Source organism: Okeania sp. SIO2B3 (genome assembly GCF_010672525.1).
Classification (GTDB): domain Bacteria; phylum Cyanobacteriota; class Cyanobacteriia; order Cyanobacteriales; family Microcoleaceae; genus Okeania.
Genome location: NZ_JAAHGH010000025.1, coordinates 59,165 through 84,508, shown reverse-complemented (window position 1 = coordinate 84,508; position 25,344 = coordinate 59,165). Strand labels below are relative to the sequence as shown.

Annotated in this window: 17 protein-coding genes and 1 pseudogene; 8 read left to right on the top strand and 10 right to left on the bottom strand. The window is 34.8% G+C overall.

Annotated features, from left to right (window positions below; all coding sequences use genetic code 11):
• The first annotated feature begins 154 nt into the window (after positions 1 to 154).
• The 5 genes and pseudogenes from F6K15_RS18655 to F6K15_RS18635 all read left to right on the top strand — a co-directional run bounded on the left by F6K15_RS18655 (position 155) and on the right by F6K15_RS18635 (position 3,329).
• Positions 155 to 691 (top strand): Uma2 family endonuclease, encoded by a 537-nt coding sequence (locus F6K15_RS18655; RefSeq protein ID WP_293063117.1) that lies wholly within the window; start codon positions 155 to 157, stop codon positions 689 to 691.
• Positions 692 to 878: 187 nt separating this feature from the next.
• Positions 879 to 1,454 carry a Uma2 family endonuclease gene (locus F6K15_RS18650; RefSeq protein WP_293063116.1) on the top strand — a complete coding sequence of 192 codons (576 nt, stop codon included), beginning with the start codon at positions 879 to 881 and terminating at the stop codon, positions 1,452 to 1,454.
• A gap of 187 nt (positions 1,455 to 1,641) precedes the next feature.
• Positions 1,642 to 1,770, top strand: a pseudogene (locus F6K15_RS18645) (Uma2 family endonuclease); the annotation flags it as partial.
• Between the two features lie 102 nt (positions 1,771 to 1,872).
• The gene (locus F6K15_RS18640) at positions 1,873 to 2,025 is read left to right on the top strand and encodes a hypothetical protein (protein WP_375341073.1); all 153 of its coding nucleotides are present in this window, start codon (positions 1,873 to 1,875) and stop codon (positions 2,023 to 2,025) included.
• Between the two features lie 344 nt (positions 2,026 to 2,369).
• Entirely contained in the window at positions 2,370 to 3,329 is a 960-nt protein-coding gene (locus tag F6K15_RS18635; protein ID WP_293063115.1) for a DUF192 domain-containing protein, read from the top strand.
• Between the two features lie 1,105 nt (positions 3,330 to 4,434).
• Here the strand turns inward: F6K15_RS18635 and F6K15_RS18630 are convergent.
• The 3 genes from F6K15_RS18630 to F6K15_RS18620 form a co-directional block, all read right to left on the bottom strand.
• Complete coding sequence (locus F6K15_RS18630; RefSeq protein ID WP_293063113.1) at positions 4,435 to 5,418, bottom strand: NAD(P)-dependent oxidoreductase; 984 nt, start codon at positions 5,416 to 5,418, stop codon at positions 4,435 to 4,437.
• 1,223 nt (positions 5,419 to 6,641) lie between these two features.
• Positions 6,642 to 7,706 carry a uroporphyrinogen decarboxylase gene (gene hemE, locus F6K15_RS18625; RefSeq protein WP_293063111.1) on the bottom strand — a complete coding sequence of 355 codons (1,065 nt, stop codon included), beginning with the start codon at positions 7,704 to 7,706 and terminating at the stop codon, positions 6,642 to 6,644.
• Positions 7,707 to 8,809: 1,103 nt separating this feature from the next.
• Entirely contained in the window at positions 8,810 to 10,189 is a 1,380-nt protein-coding gene (locus tag F6K15_RS18620) for an NB-ARC domain-containing protein (protein WP_293063110.1), read from the bottom strand.
• A 295-nt stretch (positions 10,190 to 10,484) separates the two neighbouring features.
• On the opposite strand from F6K15_RS18620, the gene F6K15_RS18615 reads away from it, so the two are divergent.
• Positions 10,485 to 11,030 carry a DUF6232 family protein gene (locus F6K15_RS18615; RefSeq protein ID WP_293063109.1) on the top strand — a complete coding sequence of 182 codons (546 nt, stop codon included), beginning with the start codon at positions 10,485 to 10,487 and terminating at the stop codon, positions 11,028 to 11,030.
• A 70-nt stretch (positions 11,031 to 11,100) separates the two neighbouring features.
• Positions 11,101 to 11,487, top strand: coding sequence for a hypothetical protein (locus F6K15_RS18610; protein WP_293063108.1), 387 nt, complete (start codon positions 11,101 to 11,103; stop codon positions 11,485 to 11,487).
• Between the two features lie 1,227 nt (positions 11,488 to 12,714).
• Here the strand turns inward: F6K15_RS18610 and F6K15_RS18605 are convergent.
• The 7 genes from F6K15_RS18605 to F6K15_RS18575 all read right to left on the bottom strand — a co-directional run bounded on the left by F6K15_RS18605 (position 12,715) and on the right by F6K15_RS18575 (position 22,105).
• Positions 12,715 to 13,278, bottom strand: coding sequence for a hypothetical protein (locus F6K15_RS18605; protein WP_293063107.1), 564 nt, complete (start codon positions 13,276 to 13,278; stop codon positions 12,715 to 12,717).
• 294 nt (positions 13,279 to 13,572) lie between these two features.
• Positions 13,573 to 14,319, bottom strand: a complete 747-nt coding sequence (locus F6K15_RS18600) for a DUF429 domain-containing protein (protein ID WP_293063106.1) — start codon at positions 14,317 to 14,319, stop codon at positions 13,573 to 13,575.
• Between the two features lie 1,127 nt (positions 14,320 to 15,446).
• Positions 15,447 to 16,820 (bottom strand): guanitoxin biosynthesis MATE family efflux transporter GntT, encoded by a 1,374-nt coding sequence (gene gntT / locus F6K15_RS18595; RefSeq protein ID WP_293063105.1) that lies wholly within the window; start codon positions 16,818 to 16,820, stop codon positions 15,447 to 15,449.
• A gap of 549 nt (positions 16,821 to 17,369) precedes the next feature.
• Entirely contained in the window at positions 17,370 to 18,389 is a 1,020-nt protein-coding gene (locus tag F6K15_RS18590; protein WP_293063104.1) for a serine/threonine-protein kinase, read from the bottom strand.
• 80 nt (positions 18,390 to 18,469) lie between these two features.
• Entirely contained in the window at positions 18,470 to 18,775 is a 306-nt protein-coding gene (locus tag F6K15_RS18585; RefSeq protein ID WP_293063102.1) for a hypothetical protein, read from the bottom strand.
• A gap of 150 nt (positions 18,776 to 18,925) precedes the next feature.
• The gene (locus tag F6K15_RS18580; protein ID WP_293063100.1) at positions 18,926 to 20,254 is read right to left on the bottom strand and encodes a serine/threonine-protein kinase; all 1,329 of its coding nucleotides are present in this window, start codon (positions 20,252 to 20,254) and stop codon (positions 18,926 to 18,928) included.
• Positions 20,255 to 20,326: 72 nt separating this feature from the next.
• Positions 20,327 to 22,105 (bottom strand): serine/threonine-protein kinase, encoded by a 1,779-nt coding sequence (locus tag F6K15_RS18575; protein ID WP_293063098.1) that lies wholly within the window; start codon positions 22,103 to 22,105, stop codon positions 20,327 to 20,329.
• Between the two features lie 371 nt (positions 22,106 to 22,476).
• On the opposite strand from F6K15_RS18575, the gene leuS reads away from it, so the two are divergent.
• Positions 22,477 to 25,266 carry a leucine--tRNA ligase gene (gene leuS / locus F6K15_RS18570; protein WP_293063096.1) on the top strand — a complete coding sequence of 930 codons (2,790 nt, stop codon included), beginning with the start codon at positions 22,477 to 22,479 and terminating at the stop codon, positions 25,264 to 25,266.
• The last annotated feature ends 78 nt before the right edge of the window (positions 25,267 to 25,344 follow it).

Sequence of the window (25,344 nt, the reverse complement as noted above, 5' to 3'; positions counted from 1 at the left end):
TGAAAATTTCTTTGAACTCACGTTTAATTAACCACAAGAGACTGACAAGCAATCCCACCTTGAACAAGATCGTGCAATCGTGAGAGTCCACGCCAGAGAACTTTAACACCAGGAGAACCATCACCTTACTATCGAGCTTGACTCAGTAATTGAAATGACAGACGAACAATTCTTTCAACTCTGTCAAAAAAACCAGGATTTAAGATTTGAAAGAAATGCTAAAGGAGATTTAATTATTATGTCACCTGCTGGTGCAGAAACTGGAAATCGAAATGGTAGATTAACCCAACAATTATTTAACTGGGCAGACAGAAATAAACTTGGTATTCCTTTTGATTCATCAGCAAGTTTTAACCTCCCAAATGGTGCTAACCGTTCTCCCGATGCTTCCTGGATACCTATAGAAAAATGGAATAATTTAACTCCCGAACAAAGAACAAAATTTTTACCTCTTTGCCCAGATTTTTTAGTCGAATTAATGTCACCTTCCGACAGCTTATCCGACGCTAGAAAAAAAATGAAAGAATATCTGGAAAATGGCATGAAATTAGGTTGGTTAATTAATCCAAAAAATCAGCAAGTAGAAATTTATCGTGCGGGCAAAGAATTGGAAATATTAAACTCCCCTAAAACATTATCTGGTGAAAATATTTTGCCTGGATTTATATTAGATATGACAATAATTTGGTAATTAAATAGCAGTCAGCAGTCAGTGGTTAGCGGTCAGCATTATGACTTTCTTTTACGTTTAGGAGGGGATTTAAAACCCGACTCAACTATCTGGTGTAATAGTTGCCAATTTAACCAAAGGTCAAAAAGATGATAGCTAAAATGCTGATAGCTGATAGCTAATTAACTCTGAGGAATAAAGAATCAAAATGACAAATTTGACTATCGAGATTGACTCAATAATTGACCTAACAGACGAACAATTCTTTCAACTATGTCAAATAAATAAGGAGATAAGATTTGAAAGAAATGCCAAGGGAGATTTAATTATTGTGCCACTGATGGGGGGAGAAACTGGAATGATTAATGCTGAAATTTGTGGCAATTTAGGAATGTGGAATAGAGAAACAAAATTAGGAATTTGTTTTAATTCTTCCCTAGGTTGTCAACTTCCCAATGGTGCTGTCCGTTCTCCCAGTTGTTCCTGGATACCCATAGAAAAATGGAATAATTTAACTCCCGAACAAAGAGAAAAATTTCTACCTTTTTGCCCAGATTTTTTAGTCGAATTAATGTCACCTGACGACAGTTTATCTGACACCAGAGAAAAAATGAAAGAATATCTGGAAAATAGGATGAAATTAGGTTGGTTAATTAATCGCAAATCTAAGCAAGTAGAAATTTATCGTGCTGGTAAAGATGTAGAAATATTAGACTCACCTGACAGATTATCTGGAGAAGATGTTTTACCCAGATTTATATTAGATATGACAACAATTTGGTAGCTATTCAATTGTGTGACCTGAAACATTATCTGGAGAGTATGTTTTACCTGGATTTATATTAGATATGACAACAATTTGGTGATTAACTCTATTGAACTGGAACAATAAAGCTCAACTAGGTAAAATATTTGATTTATTTGGTGGTTTTAAATTACTGATAACTGATAACTGATAAGGTTGGTTAGTTAATCGCAAATCTAAGCAAGTAGAAATTTATCGTGCTGATAAAGAAGTGAAAATATTAGACTCTCCTCAAACATTATCTGGTGAGGATGTTTTGCCAGGATTTATATTAGATATGACAATAATTTGGTGATTAACTCTATGGAACTGGAACAATAAAGCTCAACTAGGTAAAATATTTGATTTATTTGGTGGTTTTAAATTACTGATAACTGATAACTGATAAGGTTGGTTAATTAATCGTGAAAATCAGCAAGTAGAAATTTATCGTGCTGATAAAGAAGTGGAAATATTAGACTCTCCTCAAACATTATCTGGTGAGGATGTTTTGCCAGGATTTATATTAGATATGACAATAATTTGTTCAAGAATTAAGAATGAAGAATGAAGAATTTAGAATTACCTCTCCTTGAAAAGAAGAGGATTGACTAATTATGAAAATTTTTCTTCACAGGAGTCGATTGGATATGGCGAGGAGACCGTTCCCTCCGGGACGCTACGCGAACGCCATCCCTCGACTGCTTATTATGCCCTTAAAAGGGGAGGCTTTAAACCATAATATTTCGGTAACTATATTCATTATTCATTTTGTGAAGCTCAAAAATCTGTTGCAGGAATCTGCTTGCAGTTTCTAAATAATTTTGATATGCTTATTGTACAAGGGTAAACTCGCCTATACATATGATTTTTTATTCAACTAAAAGATATTTATCGTAGAAACTGATAACTGAAATGACTAATATTCAAGGTACGGTAGGTATTGATTTTCTCAGTGGCACTCCTGAAGATGACATCATTGCTGCTTTGACAAGTAAAGATATTGTTCAAGGTTTTGGGGGTAATGACCAAATTTTCGGCAACCAAGGAACTGATGTTCTTCAAGGTAATCAAGGGGATGATATTTTATACGGTGGACAAGATGCAGATACAATTTTTGGCGGGCAAGGAAATGACTTGATGTTTGGAGATTTTGGCCCTGACTGGTTAATTGGTAATTTGGGTAGGGATACTATGAGTGGAGGTGAGGGTGATGATTTATTTGCTATTGGTAGACGTGGCGGTTTATCTTCTACTGGTGGGGTGAATATTACAGATGCAGATGTAATTACAGATTTTGGTAATGGTAGCGATCGCCTCATCCTAACTGGTGGCTTACAATTTAGTGAACTGAATATTATTTCTTCTGATAGTAATACTATTATTCAAGACCGAGTAACGGGAGAATATTTAGTAGTTTTGTCAGGGGTGACAAGTCTTGAGGAGTCAAGTTTTAGTTCTATTTTTGGTGAGGTGGAATTAGGTCAAATGTTACCTATTTCAGCGCAGGCGAGTTTTTCTGGTCAGACTATTAATTTGGAAGTAGCACAAAATCCACTTGAACAGGGGATAGGTCTAATGTTTAGGACTGAGTTGCCGGACGATCGAGGTATGTTGTTTGAGATTAACCCTCCTCGGACTGTGAATTTTTGGATGAGAAATGTGTTTATTAATCTGGATATGGTGTTTCTGAGGAATGGGGAGGTACAGGCAATTTTTTCTAATTTACCTCCTTGTGAATCTGAACCTTGTCCTACTTATGGACCTAATGTTCCTGTAGATGGAGTTATTGAGTTGAGGGGGGGAAGAGCTACTGAGTTGGGTTTAAGGGTTGGCGATCGCCTGGATATTCAGCCTGTTTTTCTGTCTATCTAAATTTTTTGTGTTTTGATGTTTAGGTTAATTGAGTGCTATTTTTTTTGTGTTGAATAAAAAGTCATGCGTATAGGCGAGTTAGCCCTTATAATTCTATACTATCACAGTTTTTTGTTTATTCCCTGGGGAATTTCCTCTGATTTTTTTTTAGCTTCAGAAAATGAAGGGAAGAAATTTTTCTTTTCTGACTTGAGGATTTGAAAGCTTTCTTCTTCAGTTATGAAGAAAATATCTCTAGTTCTCACGCGTATCAGCAACAGTAGGACAAGAAGTTGGTATTTGAAAAGTGACTGGATTCATTAAGTGTTGAGTGGCGATACTTTCCATATCATCCATTGCCACACTATATATATCTTTGTTTGAAATTACTCTGTTTTTGCGTTGAATAAAAAGTCATGCGTATAGGCGAGTTTACCCTTATAGTTTTATACTACCACAGTTTTTTTGTTTATTGCCTGGGAATTTCCTCTGATTTTTTGAGCTTCAGAAAATGAAACGAAGAATTTTTCTGAGTTGAGGATTTGAGAGCTTTCTACTTCTCTAGTGCAGGATGGCAAAAATAACTAACCAGTTACAAAATCCTAGAAGTCTTATCAATCAATACTTTTGACTTTTGGATTTTGAATTTTGACTTCCGCGTAGTGGCTAGTTATGAAAAATATCTCTAGTTCTCACGCGTATCAGCAACAGTAGGATCGGAAGTTTATAGTTGAAGAGTGGCTAGATTAATTAAATGTTGAGTGGCGATATTTTCCACATCATCTATCCCTACACTTTATATTTGTTTGAAACTCTGCGATCCTGTTTTTTGCGTTGAATAAAAAGTCATGCGTATAGGCGAGTTAACCCTTATACTTCTATACTATCACAATTTTTTGTTAGTTGCCTGGGAATTTCCTCTAATTTTTTTAAGCTTCAGAAAATGAACAATGAAGGGAGCAAATTGTTCTGAATTTAGGATATGAAAACTTTGTATTTCTTCAGTGATGGAAAATATCTCTAGTTCTCAAAGTATTAGCAAGAGATTGCTAAACTATATCTTTGAAACTTTCCAGTTACAAAATCCTAAAACAATTACAAATCAAAAATGATTGACTTTTAACTTTTAACTTTTAACTTTTAACTTTTGACTTTTGACTTCCGCGTAGCGGCTAGTTCTCAAAATATCAGCAACAGTAGGACAAAAAGTTGGTAATTCAAAAGTAGCTGGATTAACTGGATTTTGATATGTAAAATGACGATATTCCAAACAAAATCTATCCCAAGCCGCCATTTGAATTTTGAATACTGAGATAATTACCTCTATCAACCAAGGAGACAAATTAAACTGGAGGTAAATTCGTTTATTCAGATATGCACAAATTTCATCAATAGCTTGATTAACTGTAACTTGTGGATTCCCCAAAATTAATTTTTGTAGTTCTTTTGACTGGGGTGGTTTTTCTACCAGATAAGTAACAACTCTAGCAATATCCTCAGCATGAATAAAATGGAAACTCCCATCAGCTTTTAACCACCGAATTAAACCAATATGTTTAATTATTTCTGGCAAACCAGAGGAAAGATGAGAATAAGGTTTTTCCTCATTCCCTCCTAAAACCAAAGTAGGAAAAAGACAAGTTAGAGGAGGAACATTCTTGAGTCGAGATAACTGATACATACAGTCATACTTAGAGCGGATATAATCAGTACCAATCTCACCAGCTTTTCTGAGTAATTTGTTTTGACTATCAAGAATACTAGCTGTAGAAAAATAGATAATATTTTCACATACTTCTGGATTGAGTAATTTGACTAATTTAATTGTTTTGACAACATTTATATCAAATACTTCCTGTAAGTTACCCCAAGCAGTAGCAATGAGAATAGCCACATTAATTTCTGAAAGTAAGTCTGAAAATCTTTCAATTTCTCGGATATTTGCTGTTAAAAGATTTACACCCGAACGAGCTTTATAATCAACTTTTAACTTTTCCGGGTTTCGCACTAATAAGAAAAGTTCGTGTTGAGTATTTTGAATTAATGACTCAACAATATAGTGACCGATACATCCACTAGCACCCGTTACAAAAATCCGTTTATGACTCATAAAAAAATATTTTAAGTTTTAGATGATAGGTAAAATTCCGGTTATAAGTAATTTTTTACTCTTGATACTATCTTCTAAGACTATAGCAAATAAATTTTATGTATCCAAAGAGGTTTACACCCTTTCTTAGCTATCTTTAGGTAAAAAAATCGGATTTTAGCTAACGGGAAAAATACGGATGTGTAATACTATTTATCAAAAAAAAAATCTACATTTTATTGAGCCTAGAAATGGGAGAGTGGGGGAGTGAGGGAGTTGGGGAGAAGTCAACATAAGAATAATTAACATTAACTGGACTGCTAATTAGCAAAAAAACGATTGGGGTAGTTTTAATTACTTACAGCAGTTTTCGAGTTAATGAGGTACAAAGTTTTATTGCTCTAGGGAACAGGGAACAGGAAATATAAGAATAGTTTGATCTCAACGTTGGCCCTTGACCCGCGCTCTCCCGTTTTGCTAGCGCATAACTGCGTTAACGGCTGTCGCCGACATGGAAAGCGGAGCATTCCGTCAGGAAAAGGCGGAGCAAGTGCGGCAGCTATTAGGGGAGCGGAGGGATGGGAAAACCAATCAATTTTGCGGCGCATGTCAATAGTGTGTTAGACTTAAAGTATGGCTGCTGGGCTAGCAGTGTCAGTCTGTGGAGCGACTGTAAGACCGAAAAGAGGCTCGACCTTGGAGGCTGGTGCATTGTTAGCGCAGCTCCTCTGCAAGAGGCAGCAGAAAGACCTAAGAGCGCGATGGTGAGGAATCCCACGCTGTCACGCAAGTGCAGCGTCGGGAGGATGTCAATACTGTACCTCACTATCTTCAAAAGTGCTGTAATAACTGAAGTGTTACCTAGTTTTTTTTAAGTAGACCACAAAATTAATTATTTTTGGGTAGGGAGTAGGGAGTAGGGAGTAGAAAAATGTGGCGTTTAAGTAGTTATAAAGGAGTTTTTCGGTGACTAAATAGAAATAAATAAGTATAGTTTGCACTATTGTTTTGGCTGAAAATTTACTCAAAGTTGACTTTCATTCCTTACTTCAGCAATGCCAAAAATGCTTTTGGGTTGCCCGTACTAACTGTAGTATATCTATATTAAAAGCGCTATAAAACTCAGACAAAATAATATTTTTCCTTCTTCCTTCTTACTTCTTACTTCAAATATAGGGGTGAGTATAAACCCACCCCTAGACAAAACAAAAATTAATGGAAATCTCAGATCAGGTTGAATTTAGTTAAGCAGTTAATGCTAGTAAATTGCTAACCTCTTTGGCAGTTTTAAAGAAGAATTCTACATTTTCTTCTGGAGTCTTTTGCAACACACCATGTCCTAAATTTAGAATATGACCTTGGTTGCCTGCTTTGCGAATAGTTTCTAAAATTCGAGATTTGATAAACTCTTTAGAACCAAAAAGTACGCCAGGATCTATATTTCCCTGTATGCCAATATTTTTACCCAGGCGTTGTCTTGCTTCGCCGATGTCTACTGTCCAGTCTACACTAACTATATCAACACCAGTTTGGGGCATTCTCTCTAATAATCCAGCACTGCCATTAATATAAAGAATAAAAGGTGTGTTTGGATGAGTTGCCTTTACCTGTTGGACTACTCGTTTTTGATAAGGCAAGGCAAAAGTTTCATAATCTTGGGGACTAAGTTGACCTGCCCAAGAATCAAACATTTGGATAACTTGTGCTCCACTATTTATCTGGTAACGAGCATAAACGGCGATCGCGTCTGCTAGTTTGCCTAGAAACTGATGCAACATTTCTGGTTCGCAAAAGGCCATTCTCTTGATAAAAGTATAATCCTTACAACTTTTACCTTCTATGGCATAAGCTGCTAATGTCCAAGGTGCCCCAACGAAACCTAAAACTGCTGCTTCGTTCTTAACTTCTCTTTTGAGAATTTGTAAAATTTCTCTGATAAAAGGTAGAGACTCTTCTGGTTCGATGGGGTGAAGTTGGTCAATTTGAGATTGAGTACGAATAGGAGGGTCAATTATTGGTCCTTTACTTTCGACTATATCAAAATCAATGCCTATTGCTGGAAGTGGGGTGAGGATATCTGAGAATAAAATTACTCCATCAGGTTTAAATGCGTGGAAAGGTTGCAGAGATATTTCCACAGCAATATCTACGTTTTCGGAACGCTCACGAAATGAGGGGTATTTCTCTCGTAAATCTCGATAAGATTTCATGTAACGTCCTGCTTGTCTCATCATCCATACAGGTGGACGGTCTAAGACTTCACCCTTAGTTGCTCGTAATAAATATGGTAGTTGGCTTGATTCGGCCATCTTTATTTTACCTTCTACTTCTCAAATTTTTTATCTAAATAGCAAGCAAAGCATAAGGTTGGGATATAACAAAGGTCTCAAACTCAAATTTTCAAGATAGCCTTTCCCTTTTGCCTTCTGCTATATCAGTATCAGTAGGTCAATATGATTGTCCTGATTAGTTAAGTTTACAAGGACGTGACATCTGTGGAAATAGTAGACTTTGGATTGTAACGAAAGTTTACTATTAGGAAAGGGAGTAGGGAGTAGGGAGTAGGGAGTAGGGGAGTGGGGGAGTGGGGGAACCCACCCCTAACCCCTCCCAGGAGGGGAAGTAAACATCAGAATAATGAACACGCTCCTAACTAATAATTATTAAAAAGGTTATTCGGCTTGTGTTGATTACTTAATTCTTGAAGTAGTACCTAAGTATAGCAAAACTTTTGAGATTTGGTATTAACCGCTGAACCTGCTGTAAGTTATCAGAATTCGTGGCTAAAATCATTAAAAAAATTACTTAATCTTGCTTTTTAGGGAATAGGCAATAGGGTACATTTAAACAATTAATAATTAATAATTAACAGTTACCTCTCTTTGAAAAGAAGAGGATCGACTCAAAGGATTTTTTTTCTTGTTTATCCTCTAGAAGGAGAGGCTTTAAACCTTAATTATTCGGTAAAAAATATTTATTCGGTGAATTTAAAACTTTGAAAATTCTGAAAGGTAGTAGGGAGTAGAAAATAGGAGGCAGGCAAAAAATATTTATTTCTTCAGTTTGACCGCATTAACTACTGAATCTGCTGTAATATAGCATCCGGTTATATAGTATATGTTGATAATTCTATAATTACTTCAAGCCTTTAATCTCCCCCACTCCCCCACTCCCCCACTCCCCTACTCCCAACTATACAATAACTATTCAACGGGATTCTATATAAGTTATCAGAATTCGTGGCTAAAATCATTAAAAAAATTACTTAATTTTGCTTTTTAGGGAATAGGGAATAGGGAATAGGGAATAGGGAATAGGGAAAAGAAAAAAAATATTTATTTGGTGAATTGAAAGCTTTTAACATTCTGACTCCTGACTCCTGACTCCTGACTCCTAACTACTATTAAATAGTTTAGTTTTGCATCTGAAAGTTTTTAATATATTCTTTGAATAAGGGGGATAGGCTAAATAAGGTATTGTTATTTTTTATTGAATTTAATAAGTATCGTCTTTTCAGGGATTGTAATCCATTGATAATATCTATAGAGGATAATGAGCAGGATTTTTTTAAGTCTTCTATTGAAACATTTTCATGGGATTTACTTATTTTTAAAACTATTTGTTTTTCTATGTCTGACATTCTCTGATATGAGGTGTCGAAAAGTAGTTTCATTTCTTCTGTGATAATTAAGTTCCCTTCAGCTATCAACTGAGAGACTTGGTCTTGAAAAATATCTTTGATTAAAGTACATATATATTGTAAGTATAAGGGATTGCCTAGATACGTATTGTTTAAATTCAACCAATATTCTCTGTCTTGTAATTTATATTCTTGGATTATTTCTATTCCGGATGAATTATCTAAGCCTCCTAATTCTAAACATTGAATTGGATATAATTCTCGGTCTAAAGCTGTCATTTCCTGAGCTTTTTCTTGACTAATTAATATTACACAACTTTGATGTTCAGTTTGAGCGATCGCTTGGAAGAGGTTTTGATATTCTGTATGTTGAGTTTGGTATTGTCCGGCAAATTTTCTACTGATAAATATGTTTTGTACGTCGTCAAGAACAATTAAACATTTTTGCCTAGATAATAAGTCTAAAAATTGGGTGAATTGTTCGTCTGAGATGAGAATATTTTGATTTTCGATACTGATTTTTTTTAAGAGGTCGGTCATTAGAGAGTTTAGAGATTTAACAAGTTTTAAATTTCTCCAAATTACTACATCGAACTTTTGAATATTCAAGTCAATAAATCTTTTGACTAGGGTTGTTTTGCCAATACCGCTTAATCCTAATACTGACATCAGACGAGTTTTTTGATGGAAGATATAGTTGGAGAGAATTTCTAGTTCTTTAGTACGTCCGTAAAAGTAAGCATGATTAATTGTAGGGGCAATACTTAAATCCTGAAAAGTTGTTTTAGCTATATCTTTGCTTTGAGAATCTTGAGGATATTTTTGATATTGATATAGAGTTTGTGACCCAAAGTTAAAATTACAATTAGTTCTGCAAATAGACGATTTTTCCTGTATCTGTAATCTTTCAATAGTAGAGCGAAAATTAGATTTATTTATTTCTTCTCCTAAACTTTCGGAAAAAGTTTTCCATAATTGATAACCTACATCTCGAATTCGACTTTCACTACGGTTACATTCTTGTGCAATATTGTCATAAGTTTTACCTTGCCAAACACCTTTAATAACTGTTTCTTGAATATCATCTAAATGTTTTCCTCTATGAGCAAAAACTAGGCGATCGGCAAATTGTAAAATTTCCGTAATAGTCATTGATTTTAGTTCTAATAATAGTTTTAGCCATTTTAGCTCATTCTCATAGGACGTTTTAGGATATTTTCCTATATTTACTTGATTTTTATTTACAAAAATCGCGATTTAAGTAGGCAATTTAGTATAGTCAAAACCGGATTTAACTCTTAAATTAGGGTTTAGGGTATGATTAGAAATTTTCTGACTCAATATTATGAGTAGTGAATATTTTTTACTCTATCTAAACTAAGTTTTACAGCTTGAAAAAAATATGACTGTTAAGTTCTAGTATAGGAATAATTTTGAGGTAAATTCAATGGTAAATGATTTTTTCCCAAAAGATGGTAAAGAACCAGTTAGAGTAAAAACATCACTTATAAAAGTTAGAGGTAAAACCTTAATTTACGCGGATAGTGTTTATCAAATTCACAACATTACCAGTCTTAGTTTTGTAGACCTAACAACCGAAAAAAAAATCCCTAGATACTATTTAATTTTACTGTTTATAGGCATTGTATTACTTCTAGTACCGGACACAACTGCAAGAATATTAGGCTTATTAATATTAGGTGTTGATATTTGGCTATTTGTTCAGCATCAACGTAATAAAATTTCTGAACGGTATGGTATGCTTATGGCAGTAAATTCAGGGGAGCAAAGAATTTTAGTTAGCTCAGATAAAAAGTGGATTATAGAAGTAATCGTTGAGCTATACAAAGTTATGAATACAGAGGAACTAAAATCATTAAACTTGAATTTTGATAATCATTCTATCGATCGTTCTATTAACGTTGAAAACAGCACTGGTTCTAATTTCGTATCAGGTGAAGTAGGGGGAGATGTAGTCTCTTCTATTGACTAATTTTTCCAATTGAAAAGTATCGAATTATTTTGAAATTAGCAAATTTTTCATAAATTAATTGAGGTTAGATATGGCAGACAAATCTATAAAATCTGGAACAAGTAAAGCCTCCAATTTTGTCACAGGCAGTGTTGGCGGAAATGTTACTGCTTCTATCAATAAATTGCCAGATTCTTCTGAACCAAATAAACCAGGAATTAAAGAAGCTTTAACTCAACTTCAAAAAGCAATTGAAGCAGACTCAAATTTGACTCAAAAGTATAAAGAAAAAGCTTTAAAGCAATTACAAAGTCTGGCAGAAGCAGGAAAAAATCCACAGGGAAACCAAGAAATAGCAGAAAAAGCAATTATATTTTTAAAAGGATTATTTACAGGAATACCTAAAACTGCAAAATTAATCGAACAGTGGGAAAAATTATTACCAGCGATCGCCAGTTTCTTTGGATTTGAAAATTAGGATATATGAGCAAATCTTCAGATTATGAAAAGACAACTAAATTGGTGAGGAATTAAAATTTAATCCCGACTTTGACATACGAGAAAATTCCGACAAAAAATTTACCACTTGTCGGTTTAGTTGAGGTGGGAAACCTAACAAAAATAGAGGTATCTTTCAATTTTTTTCCTCTTTCTTTAGCTATATATGTTGGGTGGCAATATCCCTGAACCCAACTTAGGATATTCCCGACTTTGACACAGGAGAAAATTCCGACAAAAAATTTACCATTTGTCGGTTTGGTTGAGGTGGGAAACCTAACAAAAATAGAGGCGTATCTCAATATTTTTTCCTCTTCTTTTAGCTATAGATGTTGGGTTACGCTACCCCTGAACCCAACCTATAATATTCCCAACTTTGACACAGGAGAAAATTCCGACAAAAAATTTACCATTTGTCGGTTTGGTTGAGGTGGGAAACCTAACAAAAATAGAGGCGTATCTCAATATTTTTTCCTCTTCTTTTAGCTATAGATGTTGGGTTACGCTACCCCTGAACCCAACCTATAATATTCCCAACTTTGACACAGGAGAAAATTCCGACAAAAAATTTACCATTTGTCGGTTTGGTTGAGGTGGGAAACCTAACAAAAATAGAGGCGTATCTCAATATTTTTTCCTCTTCTTTTAGCTATAGATGTTGGGTTACGCTACCGCTGAACCCAACCTATAATATTCCCAACTTTGAAACACGAAAAAATTCCGACAAAAAATTTACCATTTGTCGGTTTGGTTGAGGTGGGAAACCTAACAAAAATAGAGGCGTATCTCAATATTTTTTCCTCTTCTTTTAGCTATAGATGTTGGGTTACGCTACCGCTGAACCCAACCTATAATATTCCCAACTTTGAAACACGAAAAAATTCCGACAAAAAATTTACCATCTGTAGATTGAGTTAATCAAGGAAACTCAACAAAAAGAGAGATGTATCTCAATATTTTTTCCTCTTCCCTTTTACTGATAACTTATAACTGAAATAGCCCTTACCGAATAATTAATAATTAATAACTAAATAATTTGCACCTTGAAGTCTCCCCTTTTAAGGGGAAAAAATGGTCGTTTGCGGAGCATTCCGTAGGATGGGATGGATAGGTTACCTAACCATATCCAATCGATCAAGAAAAGAAATAATATTTCCTTATATTAAATCAAGAGCGGTTTTAACCAGAGGTAATTATCAATTATCCATTATCCATTATCAATTAATGAATCTATTTCTTTATTTCCTAGTTCAAACCCATTTTTTTTAACATAGACATAAGGAATAGTTTTAGCCTTAAAGTCAACTATATTAGCTGAATTTTGTACCCACTCACAATAAAGTGGATTTAATTGTTGATAAATTTGCTTAAGATTTTGTATTTCCGCTTCAAGTTGATTAGCTTTTTCATTGACTGTTTTAACTTGCTCCTGTAATTCTTTTCCCCCTTGATAAACTTTTTCTTGTAGTTCGTGCCATTCTAGTCGAGATTTTTTTGGTGCTAATGTAGTTTTTTTCTGATTAAGTTGTGCTTCTAATACTTTGAGAGATTGATTAATTTCCTGTAATTCTTCTTGCCACTTTGCAGCTTCTTCAGCATTTTTTTTATGAAATTCTGCTAGTGTTTCAGGAGTATTATCTGGAGGAAAACTAACATCTATTCGGAAAGAAGAACGTTGATGACGAAGAGTCTCTACTTCGGTCTGTAAAGTTTCTATTTCTGCTTGTAAAGTTTCTACTTCTGATTTGAGTTCTGCTATATTTTCTTTCATATATTTGAAAAGGATTTAATCTAGTAAAAGAGGGCAGGAATAACTAACCAGTTACAAAATCCAAAAAGCCTTACCAATCAAAAATGATTGACTTTTGAATTTTGAATTTTGACTTCCGCGTAAAAGTTTCTATTTCTGCTTGTAAAGTTTCTACTTCTGATTTGAGTTCTGCTATATTTTCTTTCATATATTTGAAAAGGGTTTAATCTAGTAGAAGAAGGCGGGAATAACTAACCAATTATAAAATCTTAAAAGCCTTACCAATCAAGATTTTTAACTTTTGACTTTTGACTTTTAACTTCCGCGTAGCGGCGCTAGTCGTTCAGGAACTACTATATATCCGGTGGTGTCATCGCCCAAAACTAAATTTTTTGCTTGACCCCAATACCACCAGTATGCACCAATATAAGCACAGATTAAACTATCTAATTTATCTTCTGTAATTTTGAGGGTAGCTATACTATTGATATTTTCAGTATCTAGGAAATTTTCAGAAATTTCTAGAGTTGGTTCAAGGGTAGTTAAGATATTTGTTATATATTGGTGCAGTTTCAAAAGTTCTGATTTACGGTCTGCTAATTTCCCTTTTTTGTATTTCAAAATTTTTTCTAAACTAAATAAATTAACTATAGCTGGATGAGGATAAACTTCGATTTGAAAACGTCCTGGTTGTTGCGGTTCAATTGTTGGTGCATGAATAAATCCTTTAGCTGCCAAACTCATGCCAAAATTTACGGTTTTCTGAGCAAAAGGACGGTTAAGATTTGCCGGATAACATCCTGCATGATAACGACCAAAATATTTATGAGTAAGTTTATCTGGTAGTCTAGTTCCTGTTTGATTGGGAATTATTGTTGGAGCATCTACGGCAATTAAAGCAGGAGTTAGTAAAGGAGTAAAATTATCAATCCAATTGAGAATATCTTCAATTTCTAGTATGCAGTCTAAATCTAATATTTTTAACTTTTTGTCTGAGTATTGTAGACAGCACAGACCAGTTTTTCCCGAACGCCAACCGAGGTCTATTCCTATAAATTTCATAGTGTTGTTTTGGTAAATAGGGTTTGCTGAAAAAGTCTTTTGTCAGGGTAATTTCAGTTATCAGTTATCAGTACCTATGCAACAAGGAGGCTTTAAAGTAAGCATTTCCTCCGGAATGCTGCGCAAACAGCGGTCAGCTCTCAGCTATCAGCTAATATCTACTATTTGTCAATGACTAGAATTACTTGGGTATTTGTACTTGTTCAAAATTTGTTTTTTTGAGGCTATACCTCTCGGCTGAAAATTGGCATATTTGAGGTGTTATTAACGTAAATACTAGCTTGTAGCCTTGTATTGAAGAGTCTATTCTTAGGTTTAAGCACAACATTGGCACAATATCTTATGTACAAACTATGTACCAAATCGCTGAAACAACGCAAGTTCGTGAAATATTTTGTAATAATTTGGGGAAAATTAGACTACTTTGATTTAGATAAATAATATTAAAAGCTGATTTGATTAGTCAAAGCTATATCGAGCGGTCGCGATTTAGTTTTGTTTTTGAAAGTTACTTTGCAATACCCGGAAAAAGTAGAACGGGAAGTAGTAATGATTTTTTAATTGTTTTGTCATACTATTAGCACAGATAACTTTAGGTTTATTCGTCCTACCTATTTTTGAGTATTACTAAGAGCTTGAGAAAGCGATCGCTATATCTTTTGACTTTTTATCCTTTGAGCTTTAAATATGGAATCTTCTTTTTTTATCCTCTGAAAAGAGGAGGCTTCAGACTTAAATTTATTGGTGAAGTAACAGGGAAAGCCAACTTAAATTAAGTTATTGTTAGGTTTATTTTTCTGAGCAAAAACTGATTTTTTATAATTAGGTAATTGTGAAATTAAGAATCAGGGTAAACCAAAATATATATCCTTGAGTTTCTTTCCTCAACCTCACTGACAAAAGCTGCAATTTCTAGTATGAAGCCTCAGTCTAATATTTTTAACTTATTATCTGAGTATTGATATGCAAAACAACTTTTTTCCGAATGCCAACCTAGGTCAATTATGATAAAATTCATACTGTTATTTTGGTAAAAATATATATAGTTTCGCTTGAGTAAACCCACAGGTAAATTCAACTTAAATTAAGTTATTGCTAGGTTTATTTTTCTCAGGATAAATTGAAGCCTACTCCCTACTCCCTAAAACAAAAGTTTTTTCATTATTGTCTTTGATAAGTTCTATTGAGGGAGAAAATTTTTCAACGATTATATTAGGAATAGCTATACCTAAAGTAATCGCCCTAGCTGCCATAAACATTGCTAAAGCTAACCATAATATATGATTGCTTTTTAACAACCAACCCACTATAGCAAAAGGTAAAAATCCTACTAAGCTAGCAATTAAAGTAGAATTGCGTAATAAATTTCCTTGAGTTAAACCGAGAAAATATCCATCTAACATATAAGCCATTCCCCCAAAACCCAAAACAGGTATTAGCCAAAAAACATAACTATTAATATTGTGAATAACTTCAGTATGATTAGTCAACAAACTAAATAAAGGAGTAGGGAATAGACAGAATATTAGAGCAAAAGTTAACCCGATACTCACACTAATTATTCCTGACAATTTTACTAATACCTTTAATTGTTCTTGATTTCCTTCACCATAACTTTTACCTGCTAGACTTTCTGTGGCAAAAGCTAAACCGTCAATAAAATAAGCTGCTAATGTCACTACCTGTAATAACAGGGTATTAGTTGCTAAAACTAGAGTATTTATGTATGAACTTAAATTAGTAAATACAGCAAAAGTAGAAATTAGGGCAAAAGTGCGAATCAGAATATCTCGATTGAGAATAAAAGTTTCTCTAATTACTTGAGGTTGCCAAATATCTTTGATTAACTGAGGAATTTCTGTCAAAGATATTAAGTTAAAAACACAAATTATGCCTACAACTAAAGTAATATATTGACTTATTGCTGTAGCACTACCCGCACCGCTACTTTCCCATCCCCAACGGACAATAAAAATATAATCTAAGATAATATTTGTGCCTTTATTAAATACTGATAGTAGTAAAACTTTTCCTCCTTGTTCTAGTCCTAAAAACCAACCTATTAATACGAAGTTTAATAAGGTAGCAGGGGCACCCCAAATTAAACTTTGATAGTAGCTAATACCACTAGCTTTTACTTCTGGAGTTGCACTAAGTAAAGTAAAGCCAATTTCTCGCAAAGGATATTTGAAAATTATAATTATCGTGGCAATAGCTAAAGCAATTAAGCAATTGCGTAGACAAATTTGTTTTACTCCCTGATGATTTTCACTTCCTCTAGCTTGAGCAGTTGTACCAGTAGTACCCATCCGTAAAAAGCCAAAAGTCCAGTAAATATAGTTAAATAAAATTGTGGCTAGGGAAACTCCTGCTAAATGATGAATTTCATCTAAATAACCTAAAAAGGCTAAGTCTACTAGACTTGCTAAAGGCACCATTAAATTAGATAAAATGTTGACTAAAGCTAATCTGAGAAAGCCATTGTGAATAACAGATTTCATATTTTGAAGAATAATGGTTAGTTATCAGTTATTAGCTGTTAAAATTTACCGAAAAATAGTGGTTTAAAGCCTCCCCTTTTAAGGGGATAATAAATAAAAAATTTCCTTTGAGTCAATCCTCTTCTTTTCAAGGAGAGGTAATTATTATAGCAATCAGGAATCAGTTGTGAGAATTGAAGTGTTCCTTAAAAGTACAGAATATAGTAATTATTACATTCATATTATACGTTTTTTTCTTCTTCTCTGTTGCCTTCCGGAGCTGTTGCCTGTTGCCTAAAAGTTTCCAATATCTCACAAATAAAATCATATTGCTATAATTGTTGAAAGCTTTTCAAGAAGATTATATTGACGACTGATAATAGAGTTGATAAATTTTTTAAAGCCACTGCTGTAAGAAGCTTGTTGAGAAATAATTATTCAACTTCGAGAAAATCAAAGTCTACTTCTAGCATTTTATTGAAATGGTGAAGTACAGTTTTTCTGAGTATATTTCCTTTGTTTATGAATTTCTCAAACTTTGTGCTTCATAAACTAAAAAAACTGCTGTAACTATTTTCGATGATTGAGGCATTTCCTTTTGTTTTGAAATGGTTTGTTTTGAGCTTGATATGAATCTTCTATTTTCGTGGATACAAGGGGTTGATTTAGTTGAATATTATAAGCTCTGAATATAGCAAAAGCGCCACTCAAAATTGCCATATATACAATAGTGGTAATTAATGCCGTTTGGGTCAAATTTTGTCTTCTAGAAGGGGCTAATACTTCTAAAGGAATTAAAGCGTCAAGGGCTAATTCTGCTGATGAATACCTATCTTTATAATTAGGTTGTACCATTTTTTCTAGCCAGACAATAAAGTCTTGACTGAGGTGGTTTACTTGCTGCTGAAAATTAATTTTTCCCATGTCATCCATGAGACTGCCTACTTCTGTTGCGGGGGTGTTTGTTAATAAACAAATTAATGTTGCGTCGAGACTATATAAGTCTGATGCTGTTGTTAATTCGCGATTAAACATTTGTTCTGGAGGCATAAATCCTAATGTACCTTTGACTACGCTACTAACAGCAACTTCTCCTCCTCCTATCCTGGCAAAACCAAAGTCTACTAGGCTAATGTTCATCTGGTTATCTACTAGAATATTTTCTGGTTTTAAGTCTCTATGAATTACAGGTGGAATTCTGTTTTGGAGATATTTAAGAATTTCTAGAACTGAAATTGCTATTTGTTTAATTTGTTGGGGTTGCCATTTTTGAGAAGTTGCTAAATTTGCTAAAGAAATAGCGTTTTTATATTCCTGTACCATACAAAAACCTGATGGTGTTTGGAAGGAATCTAAGTAGTGGGGAATGTTGGGATGGTCTAGTGTTTTTAATACTTGAACTTCTCTTTCATAAGCTTGATATTCTGACCAATGTGCTCCAGTTGTAGCAAATTGAAATTGTTTAACTACTACTGTTTTTTGAGTGTTAATTTCTGTGGCAAGATAGGTTACTCTTCCACCTGCACGGTTGTGTCCGAGTTCTTTGATTATTTGATAGCCGTAGTTGGAAAAGTTGGGGTAATTGTTCATAGTAATTAGTAGTTTTTTAGATGACAAGGAATAGGAAAAAATTAAATCCTAGAATCTGATTCCAGAAGGCTAGATTTTGATTATGGTTTAATTAAGTTTGGCTCTGTTTTTCTGTATTTAGAAAATATTCTGACAGGTTTCAAGATTAAATAAAGTAGGGGTATTAGGGTAATAGAAAGAGAGGCGATCGCTACTATTGCTGAGTCTAAAATTTCTCCTAAAGTAAAGCAGTGTAGTTGAGGAGTGACTTCATAAAAAATCTTAAAAGTTATAACTAAGCTAATGTCTAGTCCTATTGTTAAAAGATTTATAAGTCTTTTTTCTATTTTAGAGAACAATTGATATATCTCGTTTTTAGGTATGATTAATTGAATTGCTTTTGCCAATATCAACAAATACGGCCTAGCTAAATAAAACAAAATTGGGAACATTAGTAGTGTCGCATATAACATTATAATCAATAACTCTCCTAGACTATTTAAAATCAGTATAAAAGGTACAATAGTTATTATAGTTACTATAGATAAAAAATCAATTTATGTAACAGTTTTTTTGTTTACGAAATTATCTAAACCAGATATTGCTATAGATCCTACTGCCCACCAAATCAATAGAGGATTGAATTGCAATAAACTAAACCCGCAAAATATAGCTACTGCCACGAAAAAGCGAGCAAAAAAGAACTCCAAAATGGAGGCAGCTTCTAATTTAGGCACACTAGCAGTTTTCACCTGAATATTTATCTTGTGAGTTTCTAATTCTGAATTATTATGTAAAATTATCTCCCGTTTATAAATTTCATTTTCTACTAACTTACTGGTATCGACTGTAATTTTACACTTTACATTATTGCCTTCAAATTTATGAGGTGTAAATGAAATCCAACTATGGTCATAAGGAGTATGAGGAGGGTCACTTACATGGGGAGCAACTTCCCACCTTCCAAATAAAATTGTTTCTGGAATTGGATTACTAACTATTATTGTTTCTGCTAATTTTTCTCCCCATTTATCACTAGCAAATTCCAGATTTGTTTGACTAATTCTAAGTTTTGGTAAACGATTGACATCTAAAACTCGAACAGCAGCTAAAGCTACCTCCGCATTTTCATATCTATCAGTATATTTTGGTTCTGTTATCTTTTCCAACCAATTAATCCAACCCCTTTGTAGCGGTGGAACTAAATGACGAAAAATTATCCGATAATTCCCATCAATTAAATTACCAATATCTGCGGATTTTATCCCAGTTAATAAACAAATTAACGTCGCACCAAGACTATATAAATCTGAGGCTTTTGTTAATTGCCGATTAAACATTTGTTCGGGAGACATAAATCCCATCGTACCTTTAACAACACTACTTGCTGCTATTTCTCTTCCTCCCATTCTGGCAAAACCAAAGTCTACTAAATAAACATTTAACTGCTCATCAATTAAAATATTTTCTGGCTTAATATCTCGATGAATAACAGGTTTTCGTTTACTTTGTAAATAGACTAAAATTTCTAAAATTGAAATAGCAATCTGTTTAATTTCTTGAGGTTGCCACTGACGATAAATTACAGCAGATTCTGCTGCAATATATTCTTGAATCATGCAGAAACCATCCGTAGTTTGAAAAGAATCTAAGTATTTAGGAATCCCTGGATGCTGGAGACTTTTTAAGACTGCAATTTCTTGAGAGTAGGCATCATATTCTGCCCAAGTTGCTCCTAGTTTGGCAAATTGAAATTGTTTGATAACTACCTTTTTTTGAGTGTGGATGTTTTTGGCTAGATAAGTGACTCGCCCACCAATATTATTGTGACCAAGTTCTCTAATTATTTGATAGCCATTGTCAGAAAAGTTAGGGTAATTATTCATGGGTTTTTAGTAGATTTTAAAGAACACAAAGCAGTTAGGTTATAGGAGATTTTCCTAATACTTGCATTGTGGTTATGGTTTAATCAAGTTTGGCTCTGCTTTTCTGTATTTAGAAAATATTTTGACAGGTTTGGATATGAAATAAATTAGGGGTATTAGAGTAGCAAAAATAGAGGCGACCGCTACTATTGCTGAGGCTAAAATTTCTCCTAAAGTAAGGCAGTCTAGTTGAGGAATGACTTCAGAAAAAACCTTAAAAGTTCTAATTAAGCTGAAGTCTAGTCCTATTGCTAAAATAGCTGTGAATATTTCTTGTATTTCGTAGAAGATAAGAAAACTGATTGTCAAACCGATTATAAGAATGAGCAGTCCAGGAAATATAAAAATTAAAATAGAAATTAAAATAGAAATTACAATAGAAATTAAAATAGAAATTAAAATAGCTATTGTATAAGCGAAATCTATGTCTTTTGAAATTCGGGGTTCAGTAAAAAGTAGGGGTTCAGTAAAAAGTAGGGGTTCAGTAAAAAGTAGGGGTTCAGTTGTGGAATAAACGAAAGCACATATTGCTATACATATTACTGCCAACGGAATAAATGCCGGATTGAATTTGAATAAACTAAAACTGGAAAATATAACCGCTGCCACAACAAAGCGATAAAAAAAGAACATCAAAACAGAGCCAGCTTCTAATTTAGGCACACTAGCAGTTTTCACCTCAACATTTATAGTTTCAATTTCTGATGCTGAGTTATTATGTAAAAATATCTCCCTTTTATGAGTTTCATTTTCTACTAACTTACTGGTATCGACTGTAATTTCACACGCTACATTATTGCCTTCAAACTTATTAGGTGTAAATGAAATCCAACTATGGTCATAAGGAGTATGAGGAGGGTCATTTACATGGGGAGCAACTTCCCACCTTCCAGATAAAATTGTGCCTAGAATTGGATTACTAACTATGATTGTTTCTGTTAATTTTTCTCCCCATCTATTGCTAGTAAATTTTAGATTTATTTGACTAATTCTAACTTTCGGTAAACGATTAACATCTAAAGGTCTCAGAACAGCTAAAGCCTTCTTAGCATTTTCATATCTATCAGTAGGTTTTGGTTCCGTCATCTTTTCCAACCAATTAATCCAACCTCTTTTTAATGGCGGGACTAAATGACTAAAAATTATCCGATAATTTGCATCAATTAAATTGCCAATATCCCCAGATTTTATCCCAGTTAATAAACAAATTAATGTAGCACCAAGACTATATAAATCTGATGCTGTTGTTAGTTCGCGATTAAACATTTGTTCTGGAGACATAAATCCCATCGTACCTTTAACAACACTACTTGCTGCTATTTCTCCTCCTCCCATTCTGGCGAAACCAAAGTCTACTAAATAAACATTTAATTGCTCATCAATTAAGATATTTTCCGGTTTAATATCTCGATGAATAACTGGTTGTGGTTGATTTTGTAGATAGACTAAAATTTCTAAAATTGAAATAGCAATCTGTTTAATTTCTTGGGGTTGCCACTGACGAAAAGTAACAGCAGATTCCGCATTAATATATTCTTGAATCATGCAAAAACCATCAACAGTTTGAAAAGAATCTAAGTATTGAGGAATACTTGGATGCTGGAGACTTTTTAATACTTCAATTTCTTGAGAGTAGGCATCATATTCTGCCCAAGTTGCTCCTAGTTTGGCAAATTGAAATTGTTTGATAACTACCTTTTTTTGAGTGTTGATGTTTTTAGCTAAATAAGTAACTCGCCCGCCAATATTATTGTGTCCGAGTTCTCTAATTATTTGATAGCCCTGGTCAGAAAAAATCGGGTAATTGTTCATGGTCATTAGTGGGTTTTTAGGGGAAAGGAAGCAATTAAATTTTTACATCCTATTCTCGATCGCTCCGACTACTAATATTTCTATTTCTCCCAAAGTTATGCAGTGTAGAAGTTGCCAATAATATTCCCACAACCAAAAAAAATTATAACCTTTCCGAACTTTATATATTACACTTAGTAGTATAATGTAACCATAAATCCTCAAAGTCGGGGAATATAGCAGTCGTCATTACTGTTACGGCATATAAAAAGCTTAAAACTCAGACAAAGCAAGGTTTTTCCTTCTTCCTTCTTCCCTCTTCCTTCTGCCTTCTGCTATATGCAAAAATAATCAAGAAAACAAGACTATCGAAAATAATACGGAGAAAAACTGTGGACTCCAAATATAACCCTGTATCCATTGAACAAAAGTGGCAAAAAATCTGGACCGAACAAAACCAAAATAAAACCCCTACAGACAAGAATAAACAAAAATTCTACGCTCTATCCATGTTCCCCTACCCATCCGGGAACTTACATATGGGTCATGTTCGTAACTACACAATCACCGATGTCATTGCCCGACTCAAACGGATGCAAGGTTATCGTGTCCTGCACCCCATGGGTTGGGACGCATTTGGACTACCAGCAGAAAACGCAGCCATTGACCGTGGCATTCCACCCAGCAAATGGACCTACCAAAATATTGCCCAAATGAAAGAACAACTCCAACGTTTGGGTTTCTCCATCGACTGGGAAAAAGAAGTCGCTACCTGCTCCCCCGAATACTACCGTTGGACCCAATGGATATTCCTCCAATTTTTCCAAGCAGGTCTCGCTTATCAAAAAGAATCCGCCGTTAACTGGGACCCCATCGACCAAACCGTACTTGCCAACGAACAAGTAGATGGCGAAGGTCGTTCCTGGCGTTCCGGGGCAAAAGTCGAACGTAAATTGTTGCGTCAGTGGTTCTTCAAAATTACCGACTATGCCGAACAACTCCTCAATGACTTGGACAAATTGCCTGGTTGGCCAGAAAGAGTTAAAACTATGCAGGCCAACTGGATAGGTAAATCCGTTGGTGCTTACCTCGAATTTCCCATAGTGGGGATGGATAAAAAAATTGGTGTCTTTACCACCAGACCCGATACAGTCTACGGCGTTAGCTACGTTGTCTTAGCTCCCGAACATCCTTTAACAGCACAGGTAACAACCCCAGAACAACAAACTACCGTCGAAACTTTCATTCAAGAAGTAGGTGCCGAAAGTGAACTAGAACGCACCGCTGAAGACAAACCAAAACGTGGCGTTCCCACAGGTGGCAAAGCTATCAACCCATTCAACAACCAAGAAATTCCCATCTGGATCGCCGACTATGTACTCTATGAATATGGTACAGGTGCAGTTATGGGAGTACCCGCTCACGATGTACGAGACTTCCAGTTTGCCAAACAATACGATCTACCAATTACAAATGTCATTGTGCCAGATGACTCCGATAATGATGACTGGGAACTTACAGATGCTTATACCGATGTTGGCACCATGGTGAATTCCGGTCCGTTTAATGGTGAAAAATCTACTGTCGCTAAAAAAGCAATTATTGAACTTGCAGAAGAGGAAGGTTATGGGGAAGGTCGCGTACAATATCGTTTGCGAGATTGGTTAATTTCGAGACAACGTTATTGGGGAGCGCCAATACCTATTATTCACTGTCCGAAATGTGGGGCTGTACCTGTACCAGATGAAGATTTACCTGTGAAATTGCCAGACAGTGTAGAATTTTCTGGTCGCGGTCCGTCACCGTTGGCAAAATTGGAAGATTGGGTGAATGTTCCTTGTCCGAGTTGTGGCACTCCCGCAAAACGGGAAACGGATACCATGGATACTTTTATTGATTCGTCTTGGTATTATTTGCGTTATCCAGATGCAACCAACGAACAACAGGTATTTGACTCAGAAGTGGTAAATGACTGGTTGCCTGTAGACCAATATGTGGGTGGTATCGAACACGCAATTTTGCATTTGTTGTATTCCAGATTTTTTACTAAAGTATTGCGCGACAGAGGTCTATGCAATTTTGACGAACCCTTCCAAAGGTTGTTAACTCAAGGAATGGTGCAAGGTATCACCTACAAAAATCCAGTTACGGGTAAATATATTCCCTCTGCTGAAGTCAACCCGGAAGACCCCAAAGACCCGAAAACTGGAGATGAGTTGGAAGTCTTTTTTGAGAAGATGTCTAAATCTAAATATAACGGTGTCGATCCTTTAGATGTGATGTCAAAATATGGAGCTGATACAGCGCGGATGTTTATCTTGTTTAAAGCGCCACCGGAAAAAGATTTAGAGTGGGATGATGCTGATGTGCAAGGACAGTTTCGTTTCCTCAACCGGGTGTGGTTATTGATAACTGAATTTGCTGCAAATCATAGTTTAAGTGAGTTGAAAGTAAAAAATAGCGGTGTTACTCAAGCAGACTTGAAACAGTTGGGTTGGTCGCGATATTTGATTACTGAAATCACGAAAAATCTTGCTGCTTTTAAACTTAAAAATGTGGTGAAAGTTTATGCTGCTGCTGATGTGAAAGCAGCAATAGAAGCAAAGTTTAATCACCCAGAAACTCAACAAGAGACTAAGAATGATTTACAGAAAGGGTTGAGTTGGATAGAAACTAGGCTTGCTAAAGAGTTAACAAAAGCAGAGAAAGATGTACGCAGGGCGGTGCATATTGCTATTAAGGAAGTAACAGAAGATTTAGATGGAGATTATCAGTTTAATACTGCCGTTTCTGAGATGATGAAATTGAGTAACGCTCTTGCTGATGCTAGTTGTAAAGATTCGCCTATTTATGCGGAAGGTTTGGAAACTTTGTTGTTGTTGTTGGCGCCGTTTGCACCTCATATTATTGAGGAATTGTGGCAAATTGCTGGTAATTTTGGTTCTGTGCATACCCACCCTTGGCCTAAGTTTGACCCAGATGCTTTGGTTGTAGATGAAATTACCTTGGTAATTCAGATTAAGGGTAAAACTAGGGGAACTATTCAGGTGTCAGCGCAAGCAGATAAGGCGACTTTGGAAAAGTTAGCGCGAGAGTCAGAAGTCGCGCAGCGTCATTTGGAAGGTAAGGATATTAAAAAGGTAATTGTGGTGCCTGGAAAATTGGTTAATTTTGTGGTGTAGTAGAAGGAAGAAGGCATCCCTCCTTGCCCCCCTTTGAAAGGGCAGGGTCTATTTATTGTCACCAGAGAAAAAAGGAAG